General features: G+C 65.3%; 24 protein-coding genes. 11 read left to right on the top strand and 13 right to left on the bottom strand.

Going from position 1 to position 25,767, the window contains the following annotated elements:
- Window positions 1-30: 30 nt before the first annotated feature.
- Entirely contained in the window at window positions 31-819 is a 789-nt protein-coding gene (gene qcrC / locus QFZ23_RS13920) for a cytochrome bc1 complex diheme cytochrome c subunit (protein WP_306923776.1), read from the bottom strand.
- An 88-nt stretch (window positions 820-907) separates the two neighbouring features.
- Window positions 908-1,546, bottom strand: a complete 639-nt coding sequence (gene ctaE / locus QFZ23_RS13915; protein WP_180987496.1) for an aa3-type cytochrome oxidase subunit III — start codon at window positions 1,544-1,546, stop codon at window positions 908-910.
- Window positions 1,547-1,694: 148 nt separating this feature from the next.
- Between ctaE and trpD the strand changes: the two genes are divergently transcribed.
- Window positions 1,695-2,753, top strand: coding sequence for an anthranilate phosphoribosyltransferase (gene trpD / locus QFZ23_RS13910; RefSeq protein ID WP_306923773.1), 1,059 nt, complete (start codon window positions 1,695-1,697; stop codon window positions 2,751-2,753).
- 90 nt (window positions 2,754-2,843) lie between these two features.
- Here trpD and QFZ23_RS13905 read toward each other — a convergent pair whose 3' ends face one another.
- A complete protein-coding gene (locus QFZ23_RS13905) occupies window positions 2,844-3,125 on the bottom strand; it encodes an Lrp/AsnC family transcriptional regulator (RefSeq protein ID WP_003800871.1) in 282 nt (93 codons plus the stop codon).
- Between the two features lie 110 nt (window positions 3,126-3,235).
- Window positions 3,236-3,646: a DUF3054 domain-containing protein gene (locus QFZ23_RS13900; RefSeq protein ID WP_306923770.1), complete on the bottom strand. Its 411-nt coding sequence runs from the start codon at window positions 3,644-3,646 to the stop codon at window positions 3,236-3,238.
- 97 nt (window positions 3,647-3,743) lie between these two features.
- Between QFZ23_RS13900 and QFZ23_RS13895 the strand changes: the two genes are divergently transcribed.
- Together QFZ23_RS13895 and QFZ23_RS13890 are read left to right on the top strand one after the other, a co-directional pair.
- Complete coding sequence (locus QFZ23_RS13895) at window positions 3,744-4,127, top strand: VOC family protein (RefSeq protein ID WP_306923768.1); 384 nt, start codon at window positions 3,744-3,746, stop codon at window positions 4,125-4,127.
- 144 nt (window positions 4,128-4,271) lie between these two features.
- On the top strand, window positions 4,272-4,745 hold the full coding sequence (locus QFZ23_RS13890; RefSeq protein ID WP_306923766.1) for a VOC family protein: 474 nt from the start codon (window positions 4,272-4,274) through the stop codon (window positions 4,743-4,745).
- A gap of 231 nt (window positions 4,746-4,976) precedes the next feature.
- Here the strand turns inward: QFZ23_RS13890 and QFZ23_RS13885 are convergent, their stop codons facing one another.
- The 4 genes from QFZ23_RS13885 to QFZ23_RS13870 form a co-directional block, all read right to left on the bottom strand.
- A complete protein-coding gene (locus tag QFZ23_RS13885) occupies window positions 4,977-6,740 on the bottom strand; it encodes a thiamine pyrophosphate-dependent enzyme (RefSeq protein ID WP_306923765.1) in 1,764 nt (587 codons plus the stop codon).
- A gap of 50 nt (window positions 6,741-6,790) precedes the next feature.
- Window positions 6,791-8,308, bottom strand: a complete 1,518-nt coding sequence (locus QFZ23_RS13880; protein WP_306923764.1) for an amino acid permease — start codon at window positions 8,306-8,308, stop codon at window positions 6,791-6,793.
- Window positions 8,309-8,404: 96 nt separating this feature from the next.
- Window positions 8,405-9,337: a glutaminase gene (locus tag QFZ23_RS13875; protein ID WP_306923763.1), complete on the bottom strand. Its 933-nt coding sequence runs from the start codon at window positions 9,335-9,337 to the stop codon at window positions 8,405-8,407.
- Window positions 9,334-10,932, bottom strand: a complete 1,599-nt coding sequence (locus QFZ23_RS13870) for a PucR family transcriptional regulator (protein WP_306923762.1) — start codon at window positions 10,930-10,932, stop codon at window positions 9,334-9,336. The genes QFZ23_RS13875 and QFZ23_RS13870 overlap by 4 nt, the downstream gene beginning before the upstream one ends.
- Before the next feature lie 203 nt (window positions 10,933-11,135).
- On the opposite strand from QFZ23_RS13870, the gene QFZ23_RS13865 reads away from it, so the two are divergent.
- Window positions 11,136-11,801 (top strand): cyclodeaminase/cyclohydrolase family protein, encoded by a 666-nt coding sequence (locus tag QFZ23_RS13865; RefSeq protein ID WP_306923761.1) that lies wholly within the window; start codon window positions 11,136-11,138, stop codon window positions 11,799-11,801.
- Window positions 11,802-12,195: 394 nt separating this feature from the next.
- On the opposite strand, the gene QFZ23_RS13860 is transcribed toward QFZ23_RS13865, so the two are convergent.
- Entirely contained in the window at window positions 12,196-12,972 is a 777-nt protein-coding gene (locus tag QFZ23_RS13860) for an MBL fold metallo-hydrolase (protein ID WP_306926854.1), read from the bottom strand.
- Here QFZ23_RS13860 and QFZ23_RS13855 point away from each other — a divergent pair, their 5' ends adjacent.
- The 3 genes from QFZ23_RS13855 (at window position 12,973) to QFZ23_RS13845 (ending at window position 16,202) form a co-directional block, all read left to right on the top strand.
- Window positions 12,973-13,314, top strand: coding sequence for a dihydrofolate reductase family protein (locus QFZ23_RS13855; RefSeq protein ID WP_306923759.1), 342 nt, complete (start codon window positions 12,973-12,975; stop codon window positions 13,312-13,314).
- A 150-nt stretch (window positions 13,315-13,464) separates the two neighbouring features.
- Complete coding sequence (locus tag QFZ23_RS13850; protein WP_306923758.1) at window positions 13,465-14,286, top strand: alpha/beta fold hydrolase; 822 nt, start codon at window positions 13,465-13,467, stop codon at window positions 14,284-14,286.
- A 683-nt stretch (window positions 14,287-14,969) separates the two neighbouring features.
- The gene (locus tag QFZ23_RS13845; protein WP_306923757.1) at window positions 14,970-16,202 is read left to right on the top strand and encodes an amidohydrolase family protein; all 1,233 of its coding nucleotides are present in this window, start codon (window positions 14,970-14,972) and stop codon (window positions 16,200-16,202) included.
- A gap of 122 nt (window positions 16,203-16,324) precedes the next feature.
- On the opposite strand, the gene QFZ23_RS13840 is transcribed toward QFZ23_RS13845, so the two are convergent.
- The 3 genes from QFZ23_RS13840 to QFZ23_RS13830 all read right to left on the bottom strand — a co-directional run bounded on the left by QFZ23_RS13840 (window position 16,325) and on the right by QFZ23_RS13830 (window position 19,734).
- Window positions 16,325-18,715 carry an excinuclease ABC subunit UvrA gene (locus QFZ23_RS13840; RefSeq protein WP_306923755.1) on the bottom strand — a complete coding sequence of 797 codons (2,391 nt, stop codon included), beginning with the start codon at window positions 18,713-18,715 and terminating at the stop codon, window positions 16,325-16,327.
- 155 nt (window positions 18,716-18,870) lie between these two features.
- Window positions 18,871-19,281, bottom strand: a complete 411-nt coding sequence (locus tag QFZ23_RS13835; RefSeq protein WP_306923754.1) for a VOC family protein — start codon at window positions 19,279-19,281, stop codon at window positions 18,871-18,873.
- Between the two features lie 9 nt (window positions 19,282-19,290).
- Window positions 19,291-19,734 (bottom strand): helix-turn-helix transcriptional regulator, encoded by a 444-nt coding sequence (locus QFZ23_RS13830; protein WP_306923752.1) that lies wholly within the window; start codon window positions 19,732-19,734, stop codon window positions 19,291-19,293.
- Window positions 19,735-19,844: 110 nt separating this feature from the next.
- On the opposite strand from QFZ23_RS13830, the gene QFZ23_RS13825 reads away from it, so the two are divergent.
- The 4 genes from QFZ23_RS13825 (at window position 19,845) to QFZ23_RS13810 (ending at window position 23,643) form a co-directional block, all read left to right on the top strand.
- On the top strand, window positions 19,845-21,026 hold the full coding sequence (locus QFZ23_RS13825) for a type III polyketide synthase (RefSeq protein ID WP_306923750.1): 1,182 nt from the start codon (window positions 19,845-19,847) through the stop codon (window positions 21,024-21,026).
- Between the two features lie 68 nt (window positions 21,027-21,094).
- Window positions 21,095-21,748 (top strand): class I SAM-dependent methyltransferase, encoded by a 654-nt coding sequence (locus QFZ23_RS13820; RefSeq protein ID WP_373427939.1) that lies wholly within the window; start codon window positions 21,095-21,097, stop codon window positions 21,746-21,748.
- On the top strand, window positions 21,745-22,878 hold the full coding sequence (locus QFZ23_RS13815) for an FAD-dependent oxidoreductase (RefSeq protein WP_306923749.1): 1,134 nt from the start codon (window positions 21,745-21,747) through the stop codon (window positions 22,876-22,878). Before QFZ23_RS13820 ends, QFZ23_RS13815 begins: the two co-directional genes overlap by 4 nt.
- Before the next feature lie 60 nt (window positions 22,879-22,938).
- Window positions 22,939-23,643 (top strand): peptide deformylase, encoded by a 705-nt coding sequence (locus QFZ23_RS13810; RefSeq protein WP_306923747.1) that lies wholly within the window; start codon window positions 22,939-22,941, stop codon window positions 23,641-23,643.
- A gap of 41 nt (window positions 23,644-23,684) precedes the next feature.
- Here the strand turns inward: QFZ23_RS13810 and QFZ23_RS13805 are convergent, their stop codons facing one another.
- Entirely contained in the window at window positions 23,685-25,757 is a 2,073-nt protein-coding gene (locus tag QFZ23_RS13805) for a S9 family peptidase (protein ID WP_306923746.1), read from the bottom strand.
- Window positions 25,758-25,767 lie beyond the last annotated feature (10 nt).

The raw sequence follows: 25,767 nt of genomic DNA, 5'->3' as shown, positions 1-25,767 counted from the left end.
AGCAGGACGTTCTTGTTGTGCCCGTTGTGGCTAGGACGAGCGGGACGTCAGCCAGATGGTGAAGGCGATGATGACGCCCAGGCCGGCGATCCACACGAACAGGCCCTCAGAAACAGGACCCAGGGCACCCAGGTCTGCGCCGCCCGGGGAACCGTTGGCTTCAATCTGCTTCAGGAAGGTGATGATGTTGCGCTTGCCTTCGGGGGAGATGTTCGAGTCGTTGAACACCGGCATGTTCTGCGGGCCGGTCGCCATTGCTTCGTAAATGTGCTTGCCCGTGACGTCGGCCAGGGCCGGGGCGAACTTGCCGCGGGTAAGTGCACCGCCCGCTGCTGCGGCGTTGTGGCACATGGCGCAGTTCACGCGGAACAGCTCGCCACCTTCGGCGGCGTTGCCCTTCTCATCCAGGTATTCGTCGGCCGGGATGGCGGGACCTGCGCCCAGCGAAGCAACGTATGCAGCCAGCTGGTGGGTCTGGGTGTCGTTGAACTGGGCCGGCTTCTTGTAGGCCTGGGGTCCGTTCATCTGCATGGGCATGCGTCCGGTGCCGACCTGGAAGTCAACAGCGGCGGCGCCGACGCCAACCAGTGAGGGACCATCCTGCGTTCCGCTGGCACCCATGCCATGGCAGGTGGCGCAGTTGGCTTCGAAGAGCTTCTGGCCTTCCTGTGTATCGCTGGCGGTGAACTCTGCAGTGCTGGCTTTGGCCTCGTTGACGGTGGTGGCAACGGCGTACAGCCCACCAGTGAGGAGGAGGCCCATCAACAGCAGGGCTATTGCTGCCAGTGGGTGACGTCGCTTCTGCGAGAGTGCCTTCACGTGGTGGTTCCTTTATTCGATCGTGCGTCGGCTCCGTGAGCCGCTTCTTGAAATTCGTTCTCTTGGAGAAGAGGGAGAAAAGCCTGGACTACTGGAGGACGTAGATGACCAGGAAGAGGCCAATCCACACGACGTCCACGAAGTGCCAGTAGTACGAGGTGACAATGGCCGAGGTTGCCTCGAAGTGACCGAACTTCTTGGCGGCGAAGGAGCGGCCCATGATGAGCAGGAATGCGACCAGGCCGCCGATGACGTGCAGGCCGTGGAAGCCGGTGGTCATGTAGAAGGCAGAGCCGTAGGCGTTGGAGGACAGCGACACGTGCTCAGAGACCAGCATGGCGTATTCCGTGGTCTGGCCGGCAACGAAGAATGCGCCCATGAGGAAGGTCAGGGTGAACCATTCGTTCATGCCCCAGCGGGTGAACTGGAGCGGCCCGCCGCTGCGTCGCGGCTGGAGCCTTTCGGCGGCGAAAACGCCCATCTGGCAAGTGAACGAACTTGCCACGAGGACGATCGTGTTAACAAGCGCAAAGGGGAAGTTGAGCTTGGCCGTCTCTTCCGCCCACATCTGGCCGGACGTGGACCGGAGTGTGAAGTACATGGCGAAGAGGCCGGCGAAGAACATCAACTCGCTGGAGAGCCAGACGACGGTCCCGACGGAGACCATATTCGGGCGGTTCAGCGTGGGGTGCGCAGGGGTACTGGGGGCATGGGTCGCAGATGTCACATAGACATTATGTCTGTAAAACTTCGGCTTGCCCAACGCAAACCGCCTTTTGCGGAGACTTTTTCTACAAAGACGCGAAATCGCGCTGAAAAGTTCCCGGGGACGTTCATATTGGTCTTTGCGACGGGCACCTCGATAGCATCAGGAGGTGACTTCACAGGCATCGGCACCGGCGGCAGGCAACACCTGGCCGCGCCTCATCTCGGCACTGTTGAACGGCGAACACCTGAGCGCGGACAGTACGTCATGGGCCATGGACACCATCATGTCGGGGGCCGCCACACCCGTCCAGATCGCCGGTTTCCTCGTGGCGTTGCGCGCCAAGGGCGAGACCGTGGAGGAGATCGCCGGCCTCGTGGACGCCATGGTGTCCCATGCCAATCCGATCTCCATCTCCGGTGAAAAGCTGGACATCGTGGGCACCGGGGGTGACCAACTCAACACTGTGAACATCTCCACCATGGCCGCGCTGGTCTGTGCTGGAGCGGGCGCAAAGGTCGTTAAGCACGGCAACCGGGCGGCGTCGTCGTCGTCGGGATCGGCGGACGTCCTGGAAGCACTGGGGGTGCGGCTCGACCTCCCCATAGCCGACGTTGCCCGGAACGCCGAGGAAGCCGGCATCACCTTCTGCTTCGCCCAGGTCTTCCACCCGTCCTTCCGGCACACCGCGGTTCCCAGGCGTGAACTCGCCATCCCCACAGCCTTCAACTTCCTGGGCCCCCTCACCAACCCCGCGCGGGTTCAGGCCTCCGCGGTAGGTGTGGCGAACGCCCGCATGGCGCCGCTGGTGGCAGGTGTCCTGGCCCGCCGCGGCAGCCGCGGCCTGGTGTTCCGGGGAAGCGACGGCCTGGACGAACTGACCACCACTGGACCGTCAACCGTGTGGGAGATCCGCGGCGGCGAGGTGACCGAACAGACTTTCTCGCCCCAGGACCTGGGCATCCGTCAGGCGACGGTGGAGCAGCTTCGCGGCGGGGACGCACAGGCGAACGCCGCCGTCGTCCGCAATGTCCTGGCCGGGGAGACCGGTCCGGTCAGGGACGCTGTCCTGCTGAACGCGGCGGCGGGCCTGGTGGCGTACGACCTTCAGGCCGACGGTCCGCTCACCGACCGCATGAAGCTTGCCCTGGACCGGGCTGCGGAATCCATTGGCTCGGGCGCAGCCGCTGCCGTCCTCGATAAATGGGTCAGCCTCTCGCAGGCATAAGGCACCGAACAGCACTGACGCACCAACAATGGAGGGCCAGGCACCTGCAGGTGCCTGGCCCTCCATTGCTAGTTAGCGATTAGGGGGCTGCTATTCCTCGAACCCCAGCGCGAAGGCGGCATCGAGATCGTGCTGTGAGTAGGCGCGGAAGGCAATATGGGTGGTGGTGTGCACGACGGCGGGCACCTTGGACAGCTTGTCGGCGATGACGTCCGCGAGGTCTTCGTGCTGGGCTACGCGTGCGACAGCGATCAGGTCCCATTCCCCGGTAACGGAGTAAACCTCGCTGATGCCCTCAATGGCGGAAATTTCCTCGGCCGTCTCGGGGATGCGCGAGGCGTCTGTCTTGATCAGGACGAATGCGGTGATCACTGTGAACCCTTCCGGATCTGTTGAGCTGTGCTGCCAGCCTAATACATGGGCGGGCCGGTACATGGGTGGCCACCCGCCGGGCCCCAGGCGGGGGCGCCGGCCTGGAGGAGTCAGGCGCGGCGGCGTCCGCGCAGTCGGAGGACTATGGCGACAATGAGGCGGTAGCCGAGGAGGAACACTGCCAGGCTCAGCAGTGCCACGATCACAAACGGCAGGACCACGGTCTGTCCCGTGAGCGCCCGCAGCGCCATTCCGATGGCCACCGTGCCGAGCCAGACAGCCACCCCGGCGGGCCACAGCGCCAGGGGCCGTCGCCAGACCCGCAGCAGCAGCCAGGCGACGGCTGCGCCGGCCAGGAACGGCCAGGCCGTGGCCAGGATTCCCGTCACTGATTCGCCGCGCGCGTGGGCGTCGCGGCCAATGGCGGCAAAGATCAGAATGAGGATGAAATCGGCCGCCGCTGCGGCTGCTGTGAAGGCCGGAACCGCCCGTGTTGCGGAACGGTCTGTTGTGGAAGGCATGCTTCCGAGCCTATCCGTTTTTGGCGGGTCTTGCCCCGACGGGAATATCCCGTGACGATGTCAGCCAGAACCAATGCGTACGGCTTGAAGGAGTCCTGTGAAGCTCACCCAGATCGCGCAGCGTGCCGAAGACCTTGACCGGGCGGCGGAGTTCTACTCTGCCCTGCTGGGCGCCGCTCCGGCGGCGGTCTTCGACCCGCCGGGACTGCTGTTCTTCGATCTCGACGGCGTGCGGCTCCTGCTGGAGCGGGGAGCGCCGTCGTCGGTGATCTACCTCCACGTCCCGGACGTCCGGTCACGCGTGGCCGAGCTGGAAGCCGCGGGAGTGGAGGTTGTCGGCGCGCCGCACGTGATCTTCCATCACGATGATGCGCGGCTCGGCCCGGCGGGAACGGACGAATGGATGGCGTTCATCAGGGACAGTGAAGGAAACACCATCGGCCTGGTGAGCCACGCGTCCGACGACGGTCCGCCCGCCTGACAGGTGTCAGGCACTTGTCGGCCGGCGACCATTGTCCCCGGCATTTGGCGGGACTAGTCTCAGGGCGGAATACTCAGGAGATTTCCGGGTGCCCAAGCCTGTCGGAAGGGCTCCGGCCCTTCGAAGGGGAGAGAGGAGAGCGGCGTGCAGAAGATCACACCCTGCCTGTGGTTCGATAACCAGGCGGAGGAGGCGGCCGGATACTATGTGTCTGTCTTCGACAACGCCTCGATCACCAGCGTCTCACGCTTCGGCGAGGGCGGCCCCGGGCCGGCAGGCCAGGCCATCGTCGTTGAATTTGAAATCGAAGGCCAGGTTTTTCAGGCATTGAACGGGGGACCGGCCTTCTCCTTCACTGAGGCGGTGTCCTTCGTGGTGGACTGCGCCTCGCAGGAAGAGGTTGACCGTTACTGGAACTCCCTTACGGAAGGCGGGAGCGAGAGCCAGTGCGGTTGGCTCAAGGACAGGTACGGCGTTTCGTGGCAGATAGTGCCGACAGTCCTCAGCCAGCTCATTAACGGGCCGGACCCCGCCGGCGCCCAGCGTGCGGTCCAGGCCATGCTGGGCATGCAGAAGCTGGAGATCGCCGAACTCCAGCGGGCTTACGACGGCGGGTAGTTACCTCCGGCCAGCCGGCCCACCCCAGAACCCCAAGGTTTCCCAAGAATCGTGGGCAAACCGAGGTGAGGCCATGCTGTGGAGGGTAAAAGCTGGCAACGGCAATTACCGGAACCGTCACCAATCAAACCCAGATGATCGTCGATTGGGTGCGCGTTTACCGGTGGCACCAGATCAGGAACGTCTCCGGGGGGGACGACGGCGAGAGGTCCCGCCGTCGTCCGTTTTCTGTCAGGCGGTGGCCTGGTAGGCCTTGACCCGCTGTTCCACCACAAGGTGAATGAGGGCGAAGACGCCGTCCTCATCGATGGCGGCCAACGCCGCGTCCAAGGCGGCCGGAACGTCCTTGTCCTCGGTGACAGTAATTCCGTAACCGCCAAAGGCCGTGGCCATCATGCCGAAGTTCGGATTCTTCAGCTGGGTGCCGGAGACGCGTTCGGGATAGTGTCGCTCCTGATGCGTGCGGATGGTGCCGTACTCCTGGTTGTCCATGACAATAACCAGCGGCGTGGCACCGTACTGGGCGGCGGTGGCCAGTTCCTGGCCGTTCATAAGGAACTCCCCGTCGCCGGCAATCGTGACCACGCGGCGCCGCGGTTCAGCAAGTGACGCCGCGACGGCCGACGGGATGGAATAGCCCATGGAGCCGTTCCGGGCGCTGATCATGGAAGCGTACCGGCGGGTGGGGAAGTACCGATGGGCCCAGTTAGTGTGCTCGCCCGCCCCGAACGTCACCAGGGCGTCCTCCGGCAGCCTGGGGACCAGGTTCGCCATCAAGGTGTCCATTCTGGCCGGGCCCGCAGCGGGAGTGGATGGGGGGAGCGCGGCGAAGGACTCCTGCTCGGCCCTCATCCGGCCTGTCCACGCCTTCCACTCCTCCTTCACCTGCAGGTCGATGCCGGCCAGGTCGCTGACAAAGGCCTCGGGTTTAGCCAGGATCTGCCGCGAGACGGGACCTGAACGGCCGCGCAGTGAGGGGTCAACGGTGACTAGGAAATTCTTCTTGCTCCAGTCCTGCCGGCAGACGAATCCGTCCGTAATCACGTCTCCCGGGACAGTGCCCACAAATACCAGAAGGTCGGTTTCCTCAAGCAGGTCGTAGGTGGGGCGCGGGCGGCCGTACCCGATGGGCCCCACATAGGACGGGGAGTCAAAGGAGACGGTTCCCTGGGTGCGCCATTCGGCGGCGGCTGGAATCTGGTGCCGCTCCAGCCAGCCGGTCAGTTGGTCCGCTGCTGACTGGGTCCAGTCGTTGCCGCCCGTCACGAATAGCGGCTTGTTGGACGAAGCCAGTGCAGCCTTCAGTGCCTCGACATCGTTGCTGCTCATGCCGCCGCCCGCCACCGGGATGGCCGGGTGCAGCGTCGGATCAATCAATTGCCGGATGATGTCCTCCGGCAGGCCCACCACCACTGGCCCCGGCCGGCCGCTCATCGCCGCAAACATTGCCTCGGCCACGATCTCGGATGCCCGCTCCGCGTGGTCCAGGACCATGACGCGTTTGGCGCCGGTATCGAACCAGGCTTTGATGTCGAACTCCTGGAAGGCCTCGCGGTCCCGGTGCGCGAACGGAATCAGGCCCACGAACAGCAGCATCGGCGTCGAGTCCTGCCAGGCCGTGTGCAGTCCCACGTGGGCGTTGGCTGCGCCGGGTCCCCGGGTGACCATCGCCACCCCGGGCAGCTGATTCATTTTTCCGTCGGCCTCGGCCATATACGCTGCCCCGCCCTCGTGTCGGCACACGATGGTTTCTATCTCCGAGCTGTGCAGGCCGTCCAATACGTCAAGGAAGCTTTCGCCGGGAACCACATAGGTGCGTTCCACGCCATGGGCCGCGAGCGAATCAACAATCACATGCCCGGCAGATTTCAGGGCCGTACGCGGTGCTGCAGGCACGCTCTCGGGGCCCGTCTGGAGGAACTTTTGTTCTTGGGCCCTGCCAAGATCGGGACGGATGTCGGTTGCGGTCAGGGTGGACTGAGACTCTGTTGTCATGTGCTTTCTTTGGCTATTCGGCGGGTGGGTATGAGTGAAGGTGCGGACTTTTATCTGATGGGCGTCGGGTTGGCGATGACGGGGGACATGCCGGTGAACCCTTCTCGGGCTTCGGCGATCTCGTGGATCCGTTTGCGGCAGGCGTACCAGCCGGCGACCATGAGGGCGATGGCGATGAGTGTGACCAGCAGGGTCAGGGGCGAGTCGATGAAGACCATGACGAGGACGCCGACCAGGAAGAGCAGTGAGAGGTAGCCGGTGTAGGGGGCGCCGAACATCCGGAAGGCGGGGCGTTTGAGCCAGCCTTTGTCTGCCCAGCGCTTGAGTTGGATCTGGCACAGGACGATGGTGGCCCAGGTGACGATGATGCCCACGGAGGCGATGTTCAGGACGATCTCGAACGCCTGGGAGGGGACGAGGTAGTTCAGCGGGACGCCGAGCAGGGAGACGCCGGCGGTGATGGCGATGCCGCCGTAGGGGACGCCGGCTTTGTTCATGCGCTGGGCGAATTTGGGGGCGGAGCCGGCGACGGACATGGAGCGCAGGATCCGGCCGGTGGAGTAGAGGCCGGCGTTGAGGGAGGACAGGGCGGCGGTGAGGACCACGAGGTTCATGATGACGTCCACGCCCTGGATGCCGATGGAGCCGAAGAATGTCACGAAGGGGCTGACGCCCTTCTGGTAGGAGGTGAAGGGCAGGAGCAGGGCCAGCAGGATGACGGAGCCGACGTAGAACACGGCGATGCGGAAGACCACGGAGTTGATGGCCTTGGGCATGATTTTTTCGGGGTTTTCGGTTTCGCCGGCGGCGGTGCCGACGAGTTCGATGGAGGCGTAGGCGAACAGGACGCCCTGCATGAGGATGATCATGGGCAGGAGGCCGTTGGGGAAGATGCCGCCGTTGTCGGTGATGAGGTTGAACCCGGTTTCCTGGCCGGGCACGGGGGTGCCGAAGATGACGAAGTAGGTGCCGATGAGCAGGAACGCGACGAGGGCGGCGACCTTGATGATGGCGAACCAGAATTCCATCTCGCCGAAGACCTTGACGGAGACGAGGTTCAGGCCCAGGACGACGATGAGGGCGGTCAGGGCCCAGACCCACTGGGGGACATCGGCCATCCAGGGGACGTAGTTGCCGAAGAAGTTCATGTAGAGGGCGGCGGCGGTGATGTCCACGATGGTGGTGGTGGCCCAGTTGATCCAGTAGAACCAGCCGGAGACGAAGGCTGCCTTTTCGCCGAAGAATTCGCGGGCGTAGGAGACGAACGAGCCGGAGGAGGGCCGGTGGAGGACGAGTTCGCCGAGGGCGCGCAGGATCAGGAAGGCGAAGAAGCCGCAGACGGCGTAGGCGATGACCAGGGACGGGCCGGCGGCGTTGAGCCGGCCGCCGGCGCCGAGGAACAGGCCGGTGCCGATCGCGCCGCCGATGGCGATCATCTGGATCTGCCGCGGCTTCAGGCTCTTGTGGTAGCCCTTGTCCTCGGCATGGAGAAGGTTTTCGGTCGCATGTGAATGGGATGGGACAGCCTGATGCAAAGCAACCTCGCCATTGGGGTTGTCGTGGGGCATGGTGTTCCTTTCGATCCTGGATGGATTGATTGGTTGGGGGACTAGGTGGGGGAATGGGTTCCGGTTTGAGGCCCGCGCGGACGGCTGGCCTGCCGGTCAGAAAACGGACCAGCCGGTGCGGTCGGACAGATCGGCGAGCGCGGCGCTGCCCGCAAGCGAGTTGCCTTTTGCATCCAGGCGGGGACTCCAGACGGAGATGGCGCAGTGGCCCGGGACAATGACCAGGATGCCGCCGCCCACGCCGCTTTTTCCTGGCAGTCCTACCCGGTAGGCGAATTCGCCTGCAGCGTCGTACATGCCGCAGGTCAGCATGATGGAGCCAATGCGTTTCGCCTCGCTCCGGGACACCACGGTTCCCGAGGGTCCGCGGCCTTCCCGTGCGAGGAAGAGCCCGGCCTTGGCCAGTTCCACACAGGTCATCATGATGGAGCACTGGCGGACGTAGTTTTCCACCACAGCCTCGGCGGACTGCCTGAGGTTGCCGAAGTCTTTGAGGAAGTGGGCCAGGGCCAGGTTGCGGCTGCTGCTGGAGAGTTCACTGATCGCGGCTGCCTCGTCGATGAACGGTCCTGGTTCCCCCGTTTGTCCGGTGAGGAAGCACAGGAGGGAACTGGCGGCGTCGGGGGTTTCTTCCATCAGGTGGTCGGTGACCACCAGGGCGCCGGCGTTGATGAACGGGTTCCGCGGGATGCCGTGTTCCACTTCCAGTTGGACGAGGGAGTTAAAGGCTGTCCCTGAGGGTTCCCGCAGCACCCGGGACCACAGTGGTCCCGAGCTGTCCCGGCGTAGCGCCATAGCCAGCGTGAACACCTTGGAGATGCTTTGGATGGAAAAGGGGACATTGGCGTCACCTGAGGCGAAGACCTCCCCGGCTGCGGTGGCGACAGCTATGCCGAACCTGTCGAAGGGAACGGCCGCCAGGGACGGGATATTCGCCGGGATGGAGCCAGCTTCCCGCTGCGGCCTGTGGCTGCTGACGATGTCATCGAGCATCGGGCCCAAGGGCGGAGCGTCGAGTGTTGTGGTCATTTCCTTCCCTGAAGTTCTTTGTGGAGGTCGGCCCATTCCTGGACATGCAGCAGTGCCACCAGAGCATCGCGGGGGTTGCCGAAGTCCAGGCCGGTGACCCGGGTGGCCTTGCTGATCCTGTAGTAGACGGTGTTCTTGTGCAGTGCCATACGTTTGGCACACTCGGCGACGTCGAGTGAGGCTTCGAAGTACACAAGCAAGGTTTCCGCGAGATCGCTGTCGTCCCGCAGAAGAGTGGAGAGGCTGCGGTGGCGGAACGTCGAGGACAAAAAATTCCGGACGGCGTCACGGAAGAGGATTTCGCCCTCGAAGTCAGCCACTGTGGCTACGGTGGTGCCAGGGGAGGTGCTAACGCAGTCCAGCAGGGCCTCGGTGATCGGGGTAACCGAGTGGAGAGCCAGCAGATCCGGGGCCACCGGACCGACGGCGGCGAAGGGGCTGATGCCGAGGTGTTTCGCGGCGTCCCTGACGATGGATTCTGCCAGGCTCCGTAGTCCGGGTTCCCCCGTGGTGGATTGCAGCCCGGGGACGATCACGGCTGTGCCGCCCTTGAATTGCCCGACGACGGCGGATGCCTTGTAGGCGGCGGCATGGATGGATGCCAGGCTGGCGAGCTCGCCGTGCTTCAATGCGGCATCATCAGCCTGCACATCGGCACGGGACATTCCGATCAGGATCAGTGCGGCGGGACGCTCCACCGGGATTTTCCCGCTGCGCGCACTTGCAGCGGCCTCCGCGGGGCCGGACAGGAGCCGGGCAATACGGTCTTCTCGCATGTGCACTGACTGCTGGTTGCGGTAACGGATCAGTTCGGCGGAGGCCCGGGCCGCGGATCCCCTCAGAACGTAGTCAACATCCGCGCCGAAGCCGTCCCCGGTCTCCTGTAGCCAGATGTAGCCCATGATCCGGTCACCGGCAAACAGCGTGATGGCCACCCGTTCCCTGAGGCCGTCCTGTGGCCGGGCCGGCACACGCACCGGGAGACGGGTCCTGTGCAGTTCGCGGTAGGCGCCGAGGTCCTTGAGCAGCAGTTCGTATTTTCGCGGGCCCCGCCGGGCCAGGATGGATGCCTTGCGCAGTTCGTCGATGTCGTTCGAGACGGTGGAGTAGGCCAGGACCTTGTTGGCGGCGTCCTCAATAACCACGTGGCTGGAGGTCAGCCGTGCGGTGGTCTGGGCGATGGCAAACAGGTCCTCTTCCAGCAGTGTCAGCACTTCACTCTGGTAACTGCGCGGCTGTATCCGGTCCTTGGCGATAGACAGCAGCCGGTCCCAATCGGCGGCGGGGTCCACCAGCAGCAGCCCGCTGCCTGCTGCGGCCAGCAGTTCTTCGGCATCGGTCAGCTCTTCGCGGTTTCCCTTGACCGCGACAACCGGCGGCGGGTTCTTCAGGAGCCGGCGCAGCGCGGGCAAAGCCGAGCGGCCGCGGACGCCGATCAGCAGGACAAAGGCCTCTCCTGCGTCGGACGTTTCATCGTCGGCGTCGACGATGAGGAATCGTTCGACCGCCGAATGCTCCGGGGCCGGTCGCAGGATGAGGGTGGCGAAACCCAGGGGGAAATCCGAAAGGATATCGTCCACCGTAACCGCGGCCATGAGTTTCCTTCTGAGTCGATCCACCCGGACGGCTCTGTCCGGTCACCTCATGCTACCGAGCCGGTATTCAACAAAATATGTGATGGAACCCAAATAGGTTTGTACGTTTTCGGTTTCCGGTCCAATGCGCCTCACGTTTCAGTTCCTGGCTGGCCTGTCCTGACCGTGCGGCGGGGGAGTGCCGCGTGGGGCAGACTGGTGCCATGAATGATGATTCGAATGCGGTTACGACGCAGCGCTCGACGGTTGAGGATTGGACCCAGGCATTGGCGCAGTCCGTTGGTTCTCCAGGCGGCGGCGCCGGCGCGGGTGTGATGCTTGCCATCGCCGCGTCACTGGCCTCCATGGTCGCCGGATATACGGAAGCTGACGGGCAACAGCGGCAGGAACTGGCCGATGTTCACGCGCGAGTGCGTTCGCTGCGGGAAGCCGCCCTCCGGCTGGCCGACGAGGACGCCTCAGCGTCCCAGGCTTTCGGCGCCGCCTTCCGGCTGGATCCGGGTCCGGAACGGCAAGATGCGATACACCGGGCATCCGTGGACGCCGCCAAGGCCTCTGCCGTGCTCGGCGAGCGCGCCATCGATGCCATTGGGGACCTGGAATGGCTGGCATCCAACGGGAATCCGGCGCTTGTTGCCGATGTCGTCGTCGCATTCGGGGCGCTCAGGGCGGCGGTGACCGGAGCGCGGACCAATGTGAGTTTCGACCTCGCTTCGCTCACCTCCGCAGGCCGAACGCTTGAACAGATCCGGCAAGAGCAGCCTGCCCTGTGGTCGACAGTCGAAAACCTTGAGGCCGCGGTTGACCGGATCGACCGGCTGACTGCCGAGGTGAATCACCGTTCCGCTCCTGCTGGTTCCGGTTCCTAGGGCGCAACCCCGTAGGTGTGACAGGCAGTGGGATTTTAGCCGGCTGCCTGGTCTGGTTCCGATGCAGGGACAATCGTGTGACCCAGCGCCGAACCGAACAGTGCACGGGGCTCACACCCGTTGGCGCTAATCCAGAACAGTTCCCCGGAGGGCGTGGCGGTTTCCACGTAACCCACGCGGATGACCGTTCCTGCTCGTTCCACCCTGACTTCTGTCCCTATATGGTCGCGCGCATCATGTGTGCTTCCTGCAATTGTCCCCGGCGTCACTGTCGGTGGCTCCTTCGAATAGAACGGCGTCGGCCTGACCATCTTGTGGGCCAGGCTAAATAAATGAACGTCATTCATTTTATGCGATCGGCACCGATATGCATAGCGGCAATGCCTGGGGTTGCTCAGGCGCCTTCAGGGCTCGAGGCCGCCGCTTGGCTGCGCAGCGTTTCCAGCGCGTCTGCCAGCGGCATGCGGAGAGCAGGGCCATGGCCCGGCAGCACCACCGAGGCGTCGATTTCGTCCAGGCGGTGGGTGGCCGCGAGCGCCTGTGCAGGGTCGGTTTGGAACATCTGGTGCAGCATCTGCGGTCCGGCTGTCCGGCTCAGCGGATGGCCGCTCACGAAGGAATCACCCACCGCTATCGCACAGGCCTCAGGAAGCAGGATGGCGACATTGCCCGGTGTGTGCCCCGGCAGAGGAACGGCTTCCGGCTTGCCGGGAAGGTTCTTCAACGTGTCGGCGCTCCAAGCCTGGGCATCCGTTGCCGGCTTCGCCCTGAGGGCTCCCGACTTGATGACATGGAGCATCCAGCGGAACACGCGGGGCCGCCAGGCGCGGACGATGACTTGGGCGAACGTGACCTGGTGCTTTTCCCTCCCGCGGACGTGAGCCAGCTCCTCAGGCGCGCAGAGGATGGGCGTGCCATAGGTTTCGGAGAAGTAGGCCGCTGAACCGGTGTGGTCGACGTGACCGTGCGTGATGAGCATGGCCCGGGCGTCAGACGGGCGCAGGCCCAGATGGCGGATGGATTCAAGGACCAGGGGACGGTCGGACGGGTAACCGCTGTCGATGATCATGAATCCGGTCTCGTCGCGGACCACGATCCAGTTTGATGCGGGTCCCTCGATGAAAAAGACACCGGGGGACGGCTCGGACGTGCTGGAGGAGGCCTGCCACATATGGGTTTGCTGCTTCACATGCACATCCTAGCCACCGGCCAGTGGGGCTCGGCGCCCATTTCGCCGTCGCGTGGCTACGGGGGAGTGATGCCCAACCCGGACACGAACCCGATTGTCGCCGCGCTGAACAGCCGCCCCAAGTACGTCGTGTCCACCAGCCTCGCCAACCCACGGTGGGCAGGCACGACTGTCCTTCGGGGCGACGTCGCCACGGCCATCGGTGATCTGAAGGCGAATCACGAGGGCGAGTTGCTGGTGCCGGGCAGCGGTGCCCTCGTTAGATGGCTGCTGGCCAATGACTTCGTTGACCAGCTCGACCTGGACCCCGACGACGTGTTCTAGCTGCGCCGACCCGACTGGGCCGCGAACGATCTGGCGAGGGGCGCCGGACACCGGGCCACCGTCGACAAATCGCCGCGGAGGAGAATGGCGGCCGCGGCTTCGTGTCAGGTGATCCCTTTTCCGAGACCACAAACAAATTAGGCTGACGCTGTGGAGTACAAAGCAAGCGGAATACCAGTGCATTATGTCGAGCACGGTGACGGGGCACCGATCCTTGTATTACACGGTGCCGGCGTGGATCACCGGGAGATGGTCGGTGCCATGGAGCCGATATTTGGCGAGCTACTTGATTGTCTGCGCCTGTACCCGGATTTGCCGGGCATGGGGCAGACGCCTGCGTCGGGCACGCTGAACAGCGCCGACGACGTTCTCGACCTCCTGCTCGCGTTTGTCGATGGTGTGATCGGTGATAGGCGGTTCCGGCTCATAGGCCATTCGGCTGGAGCGTACTATGCCCGGGCCATCGCCGGCAGGTACCCGGAACAGGTGGCAGGGCTTGCGCTGATCTGTCCGTTGGGCGAGAACATTCGGAATGTTCCTGCGCACCAGGTCTTGCATGCCTCAGTCGATCCGGGCGAGATGCTCGGCCCGGCCGAGGAGAGCGTATTCCGCGATTACTTTGTCGTGCAGACGCAGGCGACGCTGGAGCGGTACAAGGAGTACGTCGTCCCCGCCCTTGGCCTGGTCGACGAGGCCGGGCTCGAGCGGATCGGCCAACACTGGCGGTTCAGCGGCAGTCCCGAAGGTGGCCCACCGTACTCCGGCCCCGTCCTTATCCTCACAGGACGCCAGGACTCCATGGTGGGGTACGCCAGCCAATGGGATCTTCTCGAACACTATCCGCGGGCGACATTCGCCGTGCTAGACCGCGCCGGTCATGCGTTGCCGCACGAGCAGCCCGGCCTCATCAAGGCGCTGATCATCGAATGGCTCGACCGCGTGCGCGAACATCGCATCGGCACTGATCTGTGAGTTCGAAGCGGTTGACCCGTGGATGCCGTGCGCCATTGGCGGCCGTTCGGCACAGCCTGTCAAGGGCTGACGGGGGAGGTTTGATCTGGCGTCCGATGCAGTGATCGCGAGTTTACTTTACATAATGCTGATTATCGGCGTTATGTATGGGGATGCAGAAGTGGGGGCGAAAGCACCCTGTACGGCGGATCCGTATCGCTTACAGATCAGGTTCATCTCCGTAAAGGTTTGGGCGTTTCCAGCCACAGTTTTCCGCCATGACGTACTGGCCGGCACTGACACGCCGACAGGATTCGAAACCATGTCGCGTTTTCGATCTTTTGTCTTCGGACGATCACGTCGTCCCGTAGGAACCCCCAGGAAGATGCCTTCACCGGTTAACTTGACATAATGTCTACTCTCTCAGCGCTCCGACCTAATTCGGCGTGTGGATGTTGGAGGCAGCTGTGCCACCAAGCAAATCAGCGCGATCGTGGCATTTCCGCGCCAGTGCGTAGGCCGACCTGGAAGATCGTCCTCGTTGCCCTGATAACGATCACGGCGAGCTTCGTTGCCGCGGCGGGAATCGCCTGGGTTGCCTTGAACTTCTAGCAGGTGCTGTTGTGGAGGGAGGGCAAGCCGGCACCGTACCCTCTCCACTGTCAGCTGTATCCCAGCCACTGTCCGGTCGTAAGGAAGGAACCATGCTTATCACCAATGTCCGTCCGTGGGGCGGGAACGCCGTGGATATCGAGATCAGCGAGGGACGGATTGCTGCACTGCACCCCGTGGGGGCCGCCGCCGTCAGTGCCGGGACTGCCGCTGGCGCAGTGAACGGGCGCCACCGGATCGCCATTCCCGCATTCACCGACGTCCATGTCCACCTCGATTCGACCCGGATCGGGCTGCCGTTCCGGGAGCACACCGGCGCGCCCGGGGTATGGAACATGATGTGCAACGACCGGGAGAACTGGCGCGACACTCCCATCCCCTACCTGGAGGTGGTGGCGGGAACGCTGGAACGGATGATTGCGCGGGGCACCACCCGCGTCCGCTCGTACGCCCAGATCGACGTCGACTGCAAACTGGAGCGTTTCGAGGCGGTCATGGCTGCCAAGGAGCGCTTCGCCCGCGCCGCAACAGTGGAGATCATGGCATTTCCCCAGGCCGGACTCCTGCTGGAGGACGGTACAGTCCCACTCCTGGAGGATGCCTTCAGGGCGGGTGCCACGACAATCGGCGGCATAGATCCCTGCCAGCTGGACCGGGATCCGGCGCGCCATTTGGACATCGTTTTTGGCCTGGCAGAGAAGTACGGAGTCGACATCGACATCCACCTGCACGAGCCCGGCCACCTCGGCGTTTTCAGCGCGGAACTCATCTTTGAACGCACCCGGGCACTGGGCATGGAGGGGCGCGTCTCGCTCTCCCACGCCTACGACCTGGCCAACGTCCATCCGGAAGTGACCGCGCGGCTCCTGGAGCAGATGGCCGAGCTGGACATTGCCTGGGCGACGGTGGCCCCTGCCAGCGGAGGCACCCAGTTCGACCTGGCACAGATGACCGACGCCGGGATCCGGGTTGGGTTGGGCGAGGACGGCCAGCGGGACTACTGGAGCCCCTACGGCAATTGCGACATGCTCGACCGCACCTGGCAGCTGGCCTTCACCCACCGGCTGCGCAAGGATCGGCTGATCGAGCACTGCGCGGCGATCGCGACCGTTGGGGGTGCCTCCATCATGGACCGGGCAGTCCACCGCCTCACGAGCCCCGACGACCGGCCCGGGCTGGCCGTCGGGGACACAGCAGACATCGTCCTGGTCGATGGCGAAACCATCACGAGCACCGTCATGGACCGCGGAGCGGACCGCACCGTCATCCACGAGGGCCGCGTTGTCGCCGACGGGTTGTCCGTTCTGCCACGCCCGGCGGCATAACCAACCCGCCTTCCTGCGGGCCCCGACGGGCGGCGTTTTCCCACACTGGACGCGCGAACGGACACTTGCGGCCCCACGTCCACCCGTTTCAAGGGCCCCAAGTGTCCGTTCGCGCCAGCCGGTCAGCTGGCGCCGACGTAGGCTGCGAGGTGCTCGCCGGTTAGCGTTGATCGGGCGGCCACAAGATCTGCCGGCGATCCCTCGAAGACGATCTTGCCGCCGTCGTGCCCGGCGCCGGGCCCGAGGTCGATGAGCCAGTCGGCATGCGCCATGACTGCCTGGTGGTGCTCGATGACGATCACCGACTTTCCCGAGTCGACGAGCCGGTCGAGCAGGCCCAGCAGGTTTTCGACGTCGGCCAGATGCAGGCCCGTGGTCGGCTCGTCGAGGATGTAGACGTCGCCCTTCTCTGCCATCTGCGCGGCCAGCTTGAGCCGCTGCCGCTCACCGCCGGACAGCGTCGTGAGCGGTTGGCCGAGGGTCAGATAGCCAAGCCCGACGTCGGCCAGCCGGTCGAGGACCTTGTGGGCGGCCGGTGTACGCGCATCGCCATCTTCGAAGAACTCCTTGGCCTCCGCCACTGACATGGCCAGCACCTCGGCGATGTTCCGGCCCCCGAGCGTAAACTCCAGAACTGCTGCCTGGAACCGCTTGCCGTCGCATTCCTCGCAGGTGGTCTCGACGGTTGCCATGACGCCGAGGTCCGTGTAGATGACGCCGGCGCCGTTGCACGTGGGGCATGCACCCTCGGAGTTGGAGCTGAACAAAGCGGGCTTCACGCCGTTCGCCTTGGCAAACGCCTTGCGGATCGGCTCGAGCAGCCCGGTGTAAGTGGCAGGGTTGCTGCGCCGTGAACCCCGGATGCCGGCTTGGTCGATCACCACCACGCCGTCGCGCTTGGCGACGGAGCCGTGGATGAGGGAGCTCTTACCGGAACCGGCAACGCCGGTAAGGACGCAGAGCACGCCGAGCGGGATGTCGACGTCGACGTTTTTGAGGTTGTTCGTCGACGCGCCACGGACCTCCAGCGCGCCGGAAGGCGAGCGCACCGCCTCCTTGAGTTGCGCCCGGTCGTCGAGGTGCCGGCCGGTGATGGTGCCACTCCCCCGGAGCCCGTCGACGGTGCCTTCGAAGCAGACGGTGCCGCCCCCGGTTCCGGCGCCCGGGCCGAGGTCGACGATGTGGTCGGCGATCGCGATGCTCTCCGGCTTGTGCTCCACGACGAGCACCGTGTTGCCCTTGTCACGCAACTGCAGCAGCAGGGAGTTCATGCGCTCGATGTCGTGCGGGTGCAGGCCGATCGTGGGCTCGTCGAAGACGTAGGTGACGTCTGTGAGCGACGAACCGAGGTGGCGGATCATCTTGGTGCGCTGAGACTCTCCCCCGGAAAGTGTGCCCGACGGCCGGTCCAGCGAGAGGTAGCCCAGTCCGATTTCCGCGAACGAGTCCAAAAGGTGCTGCAGCCCGGCGAGCAGCGGGGACACGGATGGCTCGTCCAGGCCCCGGACCCAGTCGGCCAGGTCGGTGATCTGCATAGTGCAGACGTCGGCGATGTTCTTGCCCTTGATCTTCGACGACAGGGCTTCCTGGCTGAGCCGGGTGCCGCCGCAATCGGGACAAGTCGTGAAGGTGATGGCCCGCTCCACGAAGGCGCGGACGTGCGGCTGCAGCGCGTCCACGTCCTTGGAAAGCATCGATTTCTGGATCTTGGGGATGAGGCCCTCATAGGTCAGGTTGATGCCCTCGACCTTGATCTTCGTCGGCTCCTTGTAGAGCAGGTCGTGCAGTTCCTTCTTGGTGAACTTGTTGATTGGCTTGTCCATGTTGAAGCCGGCTCCGCTGAAGATGCGGCCGTACCAGCCATCCATGCTGTAGCCCGGAATGGTCAGGGCACCCCCGCTGAGCGACTTGCTGTCGTCATACAGCGCCGTAAGGTCGAAGTCGCTGACGTTGCCCATGCCTTCGCAGCGGGGGCACATGCCGCCGAGCCGGTTGAACGTCGCCTTCTCCGCCTTGGTCCTGTTGCCGCGCTCGACGGTGATTGCGCCGCTGGCCTTCACCGTGGGGATGTTGAAGGAGTAGGCATTAGGCGAGCCGATGTGGGGCTGGCCCAGCCTGCTGAAGAGGATCCGCAGCATCGCGTTGGCGTCGGTGGCGGTGCCCACGGTGGAGCGCGGGTTGGCCCCCATCCGCTCCTGGTCGACGATGATGGCCGTCGTCAGCCCCTCCAGCACATCGACGTCGGGCCGCGACAGTGTGGGCATGAACCCCTGCACGAAGGCGCTGTACGTCTCATTGATCATCCGCTGCGACTCCGCGGCGATTGTGCCGAACACGAGGGAGCTCTTACCCGAGCCGGAGACACCGGTGAACACGGTCAGGCGGCGCTTGGGGATCTCGACGTTGACATCCTTGAGGTTGTTCACGCGCGCGCCCTGCACACGGATCAGGTCATGGCCGTCGGCGGTGTGCAGTCCGGATGACTTCGTGTCCGTCCTCGTGGTTATGGTCATCGTGTCTCCATCTGTTAAGCGGATAGCAGGTTGAGCCCGCCGGCTTCGCGCGCCATGTCTGATTCTTGTTCGTTGGCGCGGTTGCGGCAACAGTAACTCCGCACGACAACCGGCGGACGCAGCAGTTGCGCCCGCCGGTCGTGGTCGAAAATTACTTAGCGGACCTCGTTGATGCGGATCAGGTTCCCCGCAGGGTCGCGGAAGGCGCAGTCCCGGACGCCGTACGCCTGCTCGGTGGGCTCCTGCACCACCTCGGCGCCGCTGGCCTGCACCTTTTCGAAGGTGCCCTCCAGGTCCGGGGTGCCGAGCACGAGGCGGGCGTAGGTGCCCTTGGCCATCATCTCGGTGATGGTGCGCCGCTCGTCCTCGGTGATGCCCGGGTCGGCTGCCGGCGGTTCCAGGACCACAGAGGTGCCGGGCTGGTCCGGAGGACCGACGGTGAGCCAGCGCATCCCGCCGTACCCCACATCGTTGCGAAGCTCGAAACCGAGGGTGTCGCGGTAGAACGCCAGGGAGGCGTCGGCGTCGTTATGCGGAAGGAATGTCCAGTGAATGGTGAGGTTCATGCCGCCAGTCTAGGTGCGGCCTGACGGGGCCGCTTCTCGATTCCTGACCGGTCTGCTCACCTGTTTCACCACGCATGACGCCATGCCTGCCGTCTCCCCCGCCGCCTGTGTCCGGTACACACTGGGCGCCACGCCGACCAGCTCGGTGAAGCGGCTGCTGAACGTGCCCAGCGACGAACAGCCCACGGCGAAACACACCTCCGTGACGCTGAGGTCGCCGCGCCGCAGCAGCGCCATCGCCCGCTCGATGCGCCGCGTCATGAGGTAGGCGTACGGGGGCTCGCCATAGGCTTCCCGGAACTGCCGGCTGAGGTGCCCGGCTGACATGTTCACGCCGCGGGCAAGCGCCTCGACGTCCAGTGGCTGGGCGTACTCCCTGTCGATGCGGTCGCGGACGCGGCGCAGCCGCGCCAGATCGTCAAGGCGCTGTTCTGCGGCGGGTCTGGTGGTCACAATCGAGATGGTGCTACCTCCCGCCCGAGTTGTCCAGTCCCGCGGTAGTTGTCCGGTTGCGGCCAGTCCAATCCATTGTCTTAACCTGCGCTCTCGTTAAGAATGAACGAATGACGGTCTATGTGAGAGCTCTCGAAACTGCAGTTCCGCCGACTTTGCTCATCCAGCATGAGGCCCGTGACGTGTTCGCAGCTCAGCCCGGGCTGACACGCCTTGGCACACGGCTTGTGTCCACGTGCTTTGATTCGGCCGCCATCGACACCCGCTACACGGCGGTCCGCGAACTGACCCTGGACTCCACCGCCGAAAACCCCCAGTTTTTCGACCCGCAGACCGGCCTGCTGCGGAGCCCCAGCACCAAGGCACGCAACAACCTCTTCGCCGAGGAAGCCACGAAGCTTTTCATCCAGGCGGCGGACGCGGCCGTCTCCAAGTGCGACGGCATTGACCCGCTGGACATCACGCACCTCATCACCGTCTCCTGCACCGGCTTTTTCAACCCCGGTCCGGACTACAAGATCGTCCGCGCCCTGGGCCTCAACCCTGCGGTGCAGCGCTATCACCTCGGCTTCATGGGCTGCTATGCAGCCTTCCCGGCGCTCCGGGCGGCCAAATCCTTCTGTGAGGCGGACCCGACGGCGGTTGTGCTGGTCGTGTGCGCCGAGCTTTGCTCCCTGCACGTGCGGACCTCCAACGATCCCGACACCATCATGGGATCTGCGCTGTTTGCGGACGGCGCGGCGGCAGCCGTCGTCACGGCACGCGAGGACCTGGAATCCCCGCCGCAGCTCCAGCTGGACCACTTCGAGACGGTCCTGACCCCGGTGGGTGAGGACTCGATGGCCTGGAACATCGGTGATGAAGGCTTTGAGATGGTGCTCGGCAACTACGTGCCGCACATCATCGACGACCACATCGTGGGCGCGCTCGAGCCGCTGCTGGCACGCGACCCCTCGCTGCGGGAGCTCGCTTACCGCGACATCACCCACTGGGCCATCCACCCGGGCGGTCGCAGCATCCTGGACAAGGTGCAGTCCCGGCTGGACCTCACCGATGAGCAGCTGCATCCGGCCCGCGAAACGCTGCGGAATTACGGCAACATGAGCAGCGCCACGGTGCTTTTCGTCCTCAAACACATTCTGGATCTTCCTTCGCGGGAGGGGGACGAACGCATCTGCTCCATGGCGTTCGGCCCAGGGCTCACGGTGGAAACGGGGCTGTTCACCAAGGTGAAGCAGCCGGCGGATGAGCTTCATGCGGTGGCCGGCGAGGCCGAGCCGTCCCTGGCCTGACGGCCGTGAGAATCCCGGGAACGGGCCCAGGCATCCTTGGCCTGCGGGACACGGACGCCGTCGAGGACATGGACCGGCCGGACTGCGATCCGGACCGACTGCAGCGCACTTACGAACAGTTCGCGGTGGTCAACCGCGTTGTCTCCGGCTGGCACCGGCTGTACCGCACCAGAGTGCGCCCGCAGGTGGCCGGCGTGGGCACCGCAACGCTGTTGGACGTAGGCTGCGGCGGGGGCGACGTGGCCGTGATGCTCGCCCGCTGGGCGTCGAGGGACGGGATCCAGCTTCACGTGACGGGGATCGACCCGGATGAACGGGCCTTCCGTTTCGCCGCCGGCCGCACGCCCGTCCCCGGCGTGGAGTTCCGACAGGCGAGCAGCGGCGATCTGCTCACCGAGGGAAAGTATTACGACGTCGTCATCTCCAACCACGTGCTGCACCATCTGACTGCGCCGGAATTGCAGCAATTCCTGGATGATTCCGCCCGGCTGGCCCGCCGCCTGGTCCTGCACAACGATCTAAGTCGGAGCGCGGCTGCCTTTGCGCTGTTCAGTGCCGGCGCCCTCCCGCTCACCGGCTCCTATATCCGCGGGGACGGGCTGACCTCGATCAGGCGCAGCTACACCGTCCCGGAGCTGGCCGCCATGGTCCCTGCCGGCTGGACGGTGGAACCGCACTCCCCCTTCCACTGCCTGCTCACCTACCGGCGGCGCCCGGCATGACCGACGTGCTGATCGTGGGCGGCGGGCCGGTTGGACTATTTCTCGGTTCACTGCTCCTGCAGCACGGGGTTTCGGTGCGGGTCCTCGAAAGGCGGACCGGCCGGAACGCCCACACCCGGGCCATCGGCATCCATCCGCCTGCGCTCGCCGCCCTGGAGCGCATCGGCGTTGCCCAGGAGCTGGTCGGCCGCGGCGTCCCCATCCGCCAGGGCTTCGCCGTGAGTAACAGGCGGAAGATCGCCCGCATGCCGTTCGCCCCGGTTTCCGACCGGTACCCGTTCGTCCTCGCCGTGCCCCAGCCCGTGACGGAGGGAGTCCTGGAGCGGCGGCTCCGGGAGCTGGACGGCGGCGCGCTTGTCCGTGGCGCCCGGGTCACAGGAATGCACGACGACGGCGGCCGGGTCACGCTCAGCGTCACCACTGCCGGGGCCGCCTCCAGCCACTCCGCCGCTTTCGCGGTGGGCGCCGACGGCGCCTACTCGACGGTGCGGACGCTTCTGGGGGTCGCGGCGCCGGAGAAACTGTATCCGGACCACTACCTGATGGGTGACTTCCCCGAATCCAGCCCCTTCGGCAGCGACGCCGCGCTGTTCCTGGAAAGCGACGGCATTGTGGAGTCCTTCCCGCTGCCCGGTGGAGTCCGCCGCTGGGTAGTCCGGCTGGGGAGACCGCCGGCACGCCCCGATGCAGAGCATCTGGCCGGACTCGTTGTCCGCAGAACCAGCGTGGCGCTGGACCCCGGCGCGAACACCATGCTCAGCAGCTTCAGCGTCCGTTCGCGGCTGGCCGCGCGCATGGTTTCCGGCCGGACGGCGCTCATCGGTGATGCGGCGCACGAGATCAGCCCCATCGGCGGCCAGGGAATGAACCTTGGCTGGCTGGATGCTGAAGCGCTGCTGCCGGCGATCCTCGCCGTCGTGCGCGGTGAGCCTTCCGCTCAAGCGCTGCGGCGTTTCGATGCCTCACGGCGCCGGGCCGCAGCCGCCGCGAGACGCCAGGCCGAGGTGAACATGGCGCTGGGCAGGCCGCTTCCGGTCGGCCTGCTGCGGCCCCGGAACGCGGCGATCGCCAGCGTCGCGGCCGTACCGGCCTTCAACGCGTTGGTGGCCCGGCGCTTCACGATGCAGTAGCGCGCCGCTGCACCGCGTGAGACGGCACGGCACTGCGCAACGCGGCACTAGGCTGTCCCCATGACCCACGCATCTCCGCCCACGTCCTACAGCCCCGCCCGCATCAGGGAAACAGTGCAGGAACTGCTGGCCTCGGAGGCACTGCCGCCCATCGTGCAGGCCGGGCACCCGGTCCTGAGGCAGCACGCGGCTCCCTTCGACGGCCAGTTGGAGCCCGATGAACTCAGCCAGCTGATCGTCCTGATGAGGAAGGTCATGCATGCCGCACCCGGCGTCGGCCTGGCAGCTCCGCAGCTTGGCATTCCGCTGCAGCTGGCCGTCCTTGAAGACCAGTTCGAGATCGACGAGGTCACGGCCGCGGCCCGGGGCAGGGCGCCGCTGGAGTTCTTCGCCATGCTGAATCCGTCTTACTCCCGCCTGGGCAACGGCACGGCCGCCTTCTTCGAAGGCTGCCTCTCGCTGTCCGGACTGCAGGCCGTGGTTGAGCGCCCCGAAAGCGTGCGGCTGGAGTACGTAACGCCCGACGGCGGGCATGTCACCAAGGACTTCAGCGGCTGGCAGGCGCGGATCGCGCAGCACGAAACCGACCACCTCCACGGCCGGCTCTACATTGACCGGGCCGAGCTCCGCTCACTCAGCACGAACAGCGAGTACGCCGCGCGCTGGGCCGGGCCCGGCATCGCTACTGCCAGCCGAGAGCTTGGCTTCCCGGCCGGCACGGGGGCCGGCCGGGAAGCCGGAACGGATAAGACGGAGGCGGATTAGTCGGCGGCGGACTCGGCCGACGCTGATTAGATCCACACGGGCTAGGCGGTGCCGGCGCGGTTGCTGTCCGTCGGCAGGTACTTCGCCCACCAGGCCAGGATATGTTCGAACCGCTGCCGCCGGTGATGTGGCGTCCCCGAGCGTGACAGCTCGTGGTCCTCGCCCGGGAACACGAGGAACGCCGAGTCGACGCCCTGCTGTTTGAGGGCAGTGAAGTAGCGCTGGCCCTGTTCCACCGGGCAGCGCAGGTCATCTTCGCTGTGGATCACCAGCGTGGGCGTCCTGACGGCGGCAACCGTTGCCATGGGGCTCTGCGCGGCAATCTGCTCGGCCGCCGAGCCGACGTACTCACCGCCGAAGAACCAGCCGATGTCCGACGAGCCCGTGAAGCTCACGGGATCCAGAAAACCCCGCTCCACGATGGCGGCCTGAAACCGGTGGTCCTGGCTGATGGTCCACGCCGTGAGGTAGCCGCCATACGAACCGCCCATGATCCCCAGGGCGCCGGCGTCCAGGGACGAGAACTTCTCAAGGCTTCCGTCCAGGAATGCGAGTACGTCCTGCATATCCACGGTGCCCATCCGCTCTTTGATGGACCGGCCGTGGGCCTGGCCATAACCTGCCGAGCCGCGCGGATTGCACATCAAAACGGCGTATCCGGCCGCGGCATAAACCTGTGCTTCATCGAAGAACGCGGTGGTGTACTGCGAGAACGGTCCGCCGTGGATGTTCAGCAGCACCGGGTGCGGGCCTTTCCCCGGCGGCAGAACCAGCCAGCCGTGGACCGGGTAGCCGTCAGGGGCAGGGAACGTCAGTTCCTGCGGTTCGATGATGCCTGCTTCAGTGCGCAGCGCTGCCGAGAAATCGGTGAGCAGGCGGAGCTGACCCTCCTCGAGGACTCCGACATCACCCGCCGTCGCGGCGTCGCTGTAGCTTAGGAAGACCGTGCCCGCACCATCCCCGGCTCCGGCGACCACCCGGTCACCATGAACGAGGAGGGAGTGGTCTCCCGTGGCGCTGAACTCGAGCAGCTCCACCGTTCCCTGGGCATTGTTGAGCACCAGCGCACTGTCGTTGCCGCGGAGGCCGATGGTGGCACCGGGCGCTTCGACGTCCATGTTCTCCGCGTCGCTAAGGGCCGTGGCGTCGCCGCCGGCGACGGGCATGACGTGGAGGACCGTGTTCTTGGCAACGAAGTCCTGACGGGTGCTGCCCAGGTCCTGGGACGTGAAGAACAGCCAGCGTCCGTCGGCCGATTCCCGGACATCGGAAACGGTCTGGGCGCCCAAGTTGGCGTGCGGCACCAAAGCTGGTGTGCCGCCGTCGGCTGCTATGCGGTAGATCCCGGATACCAGGTCCTGGTCAGCGTCCTCGTGGAGTGCTGCCACGAAGTAAATGGCACTGCCGTCGCTGCTGAAGGTGGCGCCGGTGTGGTCGGTTGCCGACGTCGTGAGCTGGCGTGCCTCCGGGAAGCCGCCGGAATCCTCGCCGGATTCCGCCGAACGTTCACCCTCACCGCCGTTCTTGGCCTCCCCACTGTCGCTCCGCTTGGCGGCGCGCCCCACTGGCTTTACCCAGGGTTCCCCGCCCAGTTCCGGAACTTCGAGCATGAATAGCTGCAGCGGCTTGTCCCGCGTGTAGCCCACGCCGTTCATCCTGTACTTGTAGTCCGCGATCAACCGGGCGTCCTCAGCGCCGGACCCCACGCCGTCGAGCGATCCGTAACGGCCCTCTTCCGGTTCCCTCGAACCGAAGACGATTCGGGTGGAATCCGGCGACCAGGCGAAGGAGCTGACGCCCATCTTTCTGTCGGTCAGGGCCTGCGGTTCCCCGCCAGCGGCCTCCACGACGTGAAGCTGGGGTTTGCCGCCCGGGGCGGCACGGAGGAAAGCCAGCACCCGGCCATCCGGCGAAAAGGCCGGCGCCGTGTCGCGGAAGCCCCGGGTCACGCGGCGGGGCAGCTTTTCCGGGTCCCGGGGCACGCTCCACAACTGGCCCACATAGGAGTCGGCGTCAAAGTCCGGACGGACAACGGACACAACGGCCCTGGTGCCGTCGGGGTGGACGGCGGGCGCGGAGACGGAGTTGAGCAGCGGCAAATGTTCAGGCTTCACCCACGTGAGC

The sequence above is a fragment of the Arthrobacter globiformis genome, from assembly GCF_030818015.1.
Taxonomy (GTDB): domain Bacteria; phylum Actinomycetota; class Actinomycetes; order Actinomycetales; family Micrococcaceae; genus Arthrobacter; species Arthrobacter globiformis_C.
The sequence above is the reverse complement of the archived record's forward strand: the minus strand, read 5'-3'. Positions and strand labels throughout refer to the sequence as shown.

Excerpts from the sequence above, each read along its gene's own strand:
- QFZ23_RS13825 (WP_306923750.1), top strand. The coding sequence starts at position 19,845 with ATGACGGTCTATGTGAGAGCTCTCGAAACTGCAGTTCCGCCGACTTTG.
- QFZ23_RS13845 (WP_306923757.1), top strand. The coding sequence starts at position 14,970 with ATGCTTATCACCAATGTCCGTCCGTGGGGCGGGAACGCCGTGGATATC.
- QFZ23_RS13820 (WP_373427939.1), top strand. The coding sequence starts at position 21,095 with ATGGACCGGCCGGACTGCGATCCGGACCGACTGCAGCGCACTTACGAA.
- QFZ23_RS13865 (WP_306923761.1), top strand. The coding sequence starts at position 11,136 with ATGAATGATGATTCGAATGCGGTTACGACGCAGCGCTCGACGGTTGAG.
- QFZ23_RS13840 (WP_306923755.1), bottom strand. The coding sequence starts at position 18,715 with ATGACCATAACCACGAGGACGGACACGAAGTCATCCGGACTGCACACC.
- QFZ23_RS13855 (WP_306923759.1), top strand. The coding sequence starts at position 12,973 with ATGGGTTTGCTGCTTCACATGCACATCCTAGCCACCGGCCAGTGGGGC.
- QFZ23_RS13885 (WP_306923765.1), bottom strand. The coding sequence starts at position 6,740 with ATGACAACAGAGTCTCAGTCCACCCTGACCGCAACCGACATCCGTCCC.
- QFZ23_RS13900 (WP_306923770.1), bottom strand. The coding sequence starts at position 3,646 with ATGCCTTCCACAACAGACCGTTCCGCAACACGGGCGGTTCCGGCCTTC.
- QFZ23_RS13815 (WP_306923749.1), top strand. The coding sequence starts at position 21,745 with ATGACCGACGTGCTGATCGTGGGCGGCGGGCCGGTTGGACTATTTCTC.
- QFZ23_RS13880 (WP_306923764.1), bottom strand. The coding sequence starts at position 8,308 with ATGCCCCACGACAACCCCAATGGCGAGGTTGCTTTGCATCAGGCTGTC.
- QFZ23_RS13810 (WP_306923747.1), top strand. The coding sequence starts at position 22,939 with ATGACCCACGCATCTCCGCCCACGTCCTACAGCCCCGCCCGCATCAGG.
- QFZ23_RS13870 (WP_306923762.1), bottom strand. The coding sequence starts at position 10,932 with ATGGCCGCGGTTACGGTGGACGATATCCTTTCGGATTTCCCCCTGGGT.
- QFZ23_RS13835 (WP_306923754.1), bottom strand. The coding sequence starts at position 19,281 with ATGAACCTCACCATTCACTGGACATTCCTTCCGCATAACGACGCCGAC.
- QFZ23_RS13875 (WP_306923763.1), bottom strand. The coding sequence starts at position 9,337 with ATGACCACAACACTCGACGCTCCGCCCTTGGGCCCGATGCTCGATGAC.
- QFZ23_RS13860 (WP_306926854.1), bottom strand. The coding sequence starts at position 12,972 with ATGTGGCAGGCCTCCTCCAGCACGTCCGAGCCGTCCCCCGGTGTCTTT.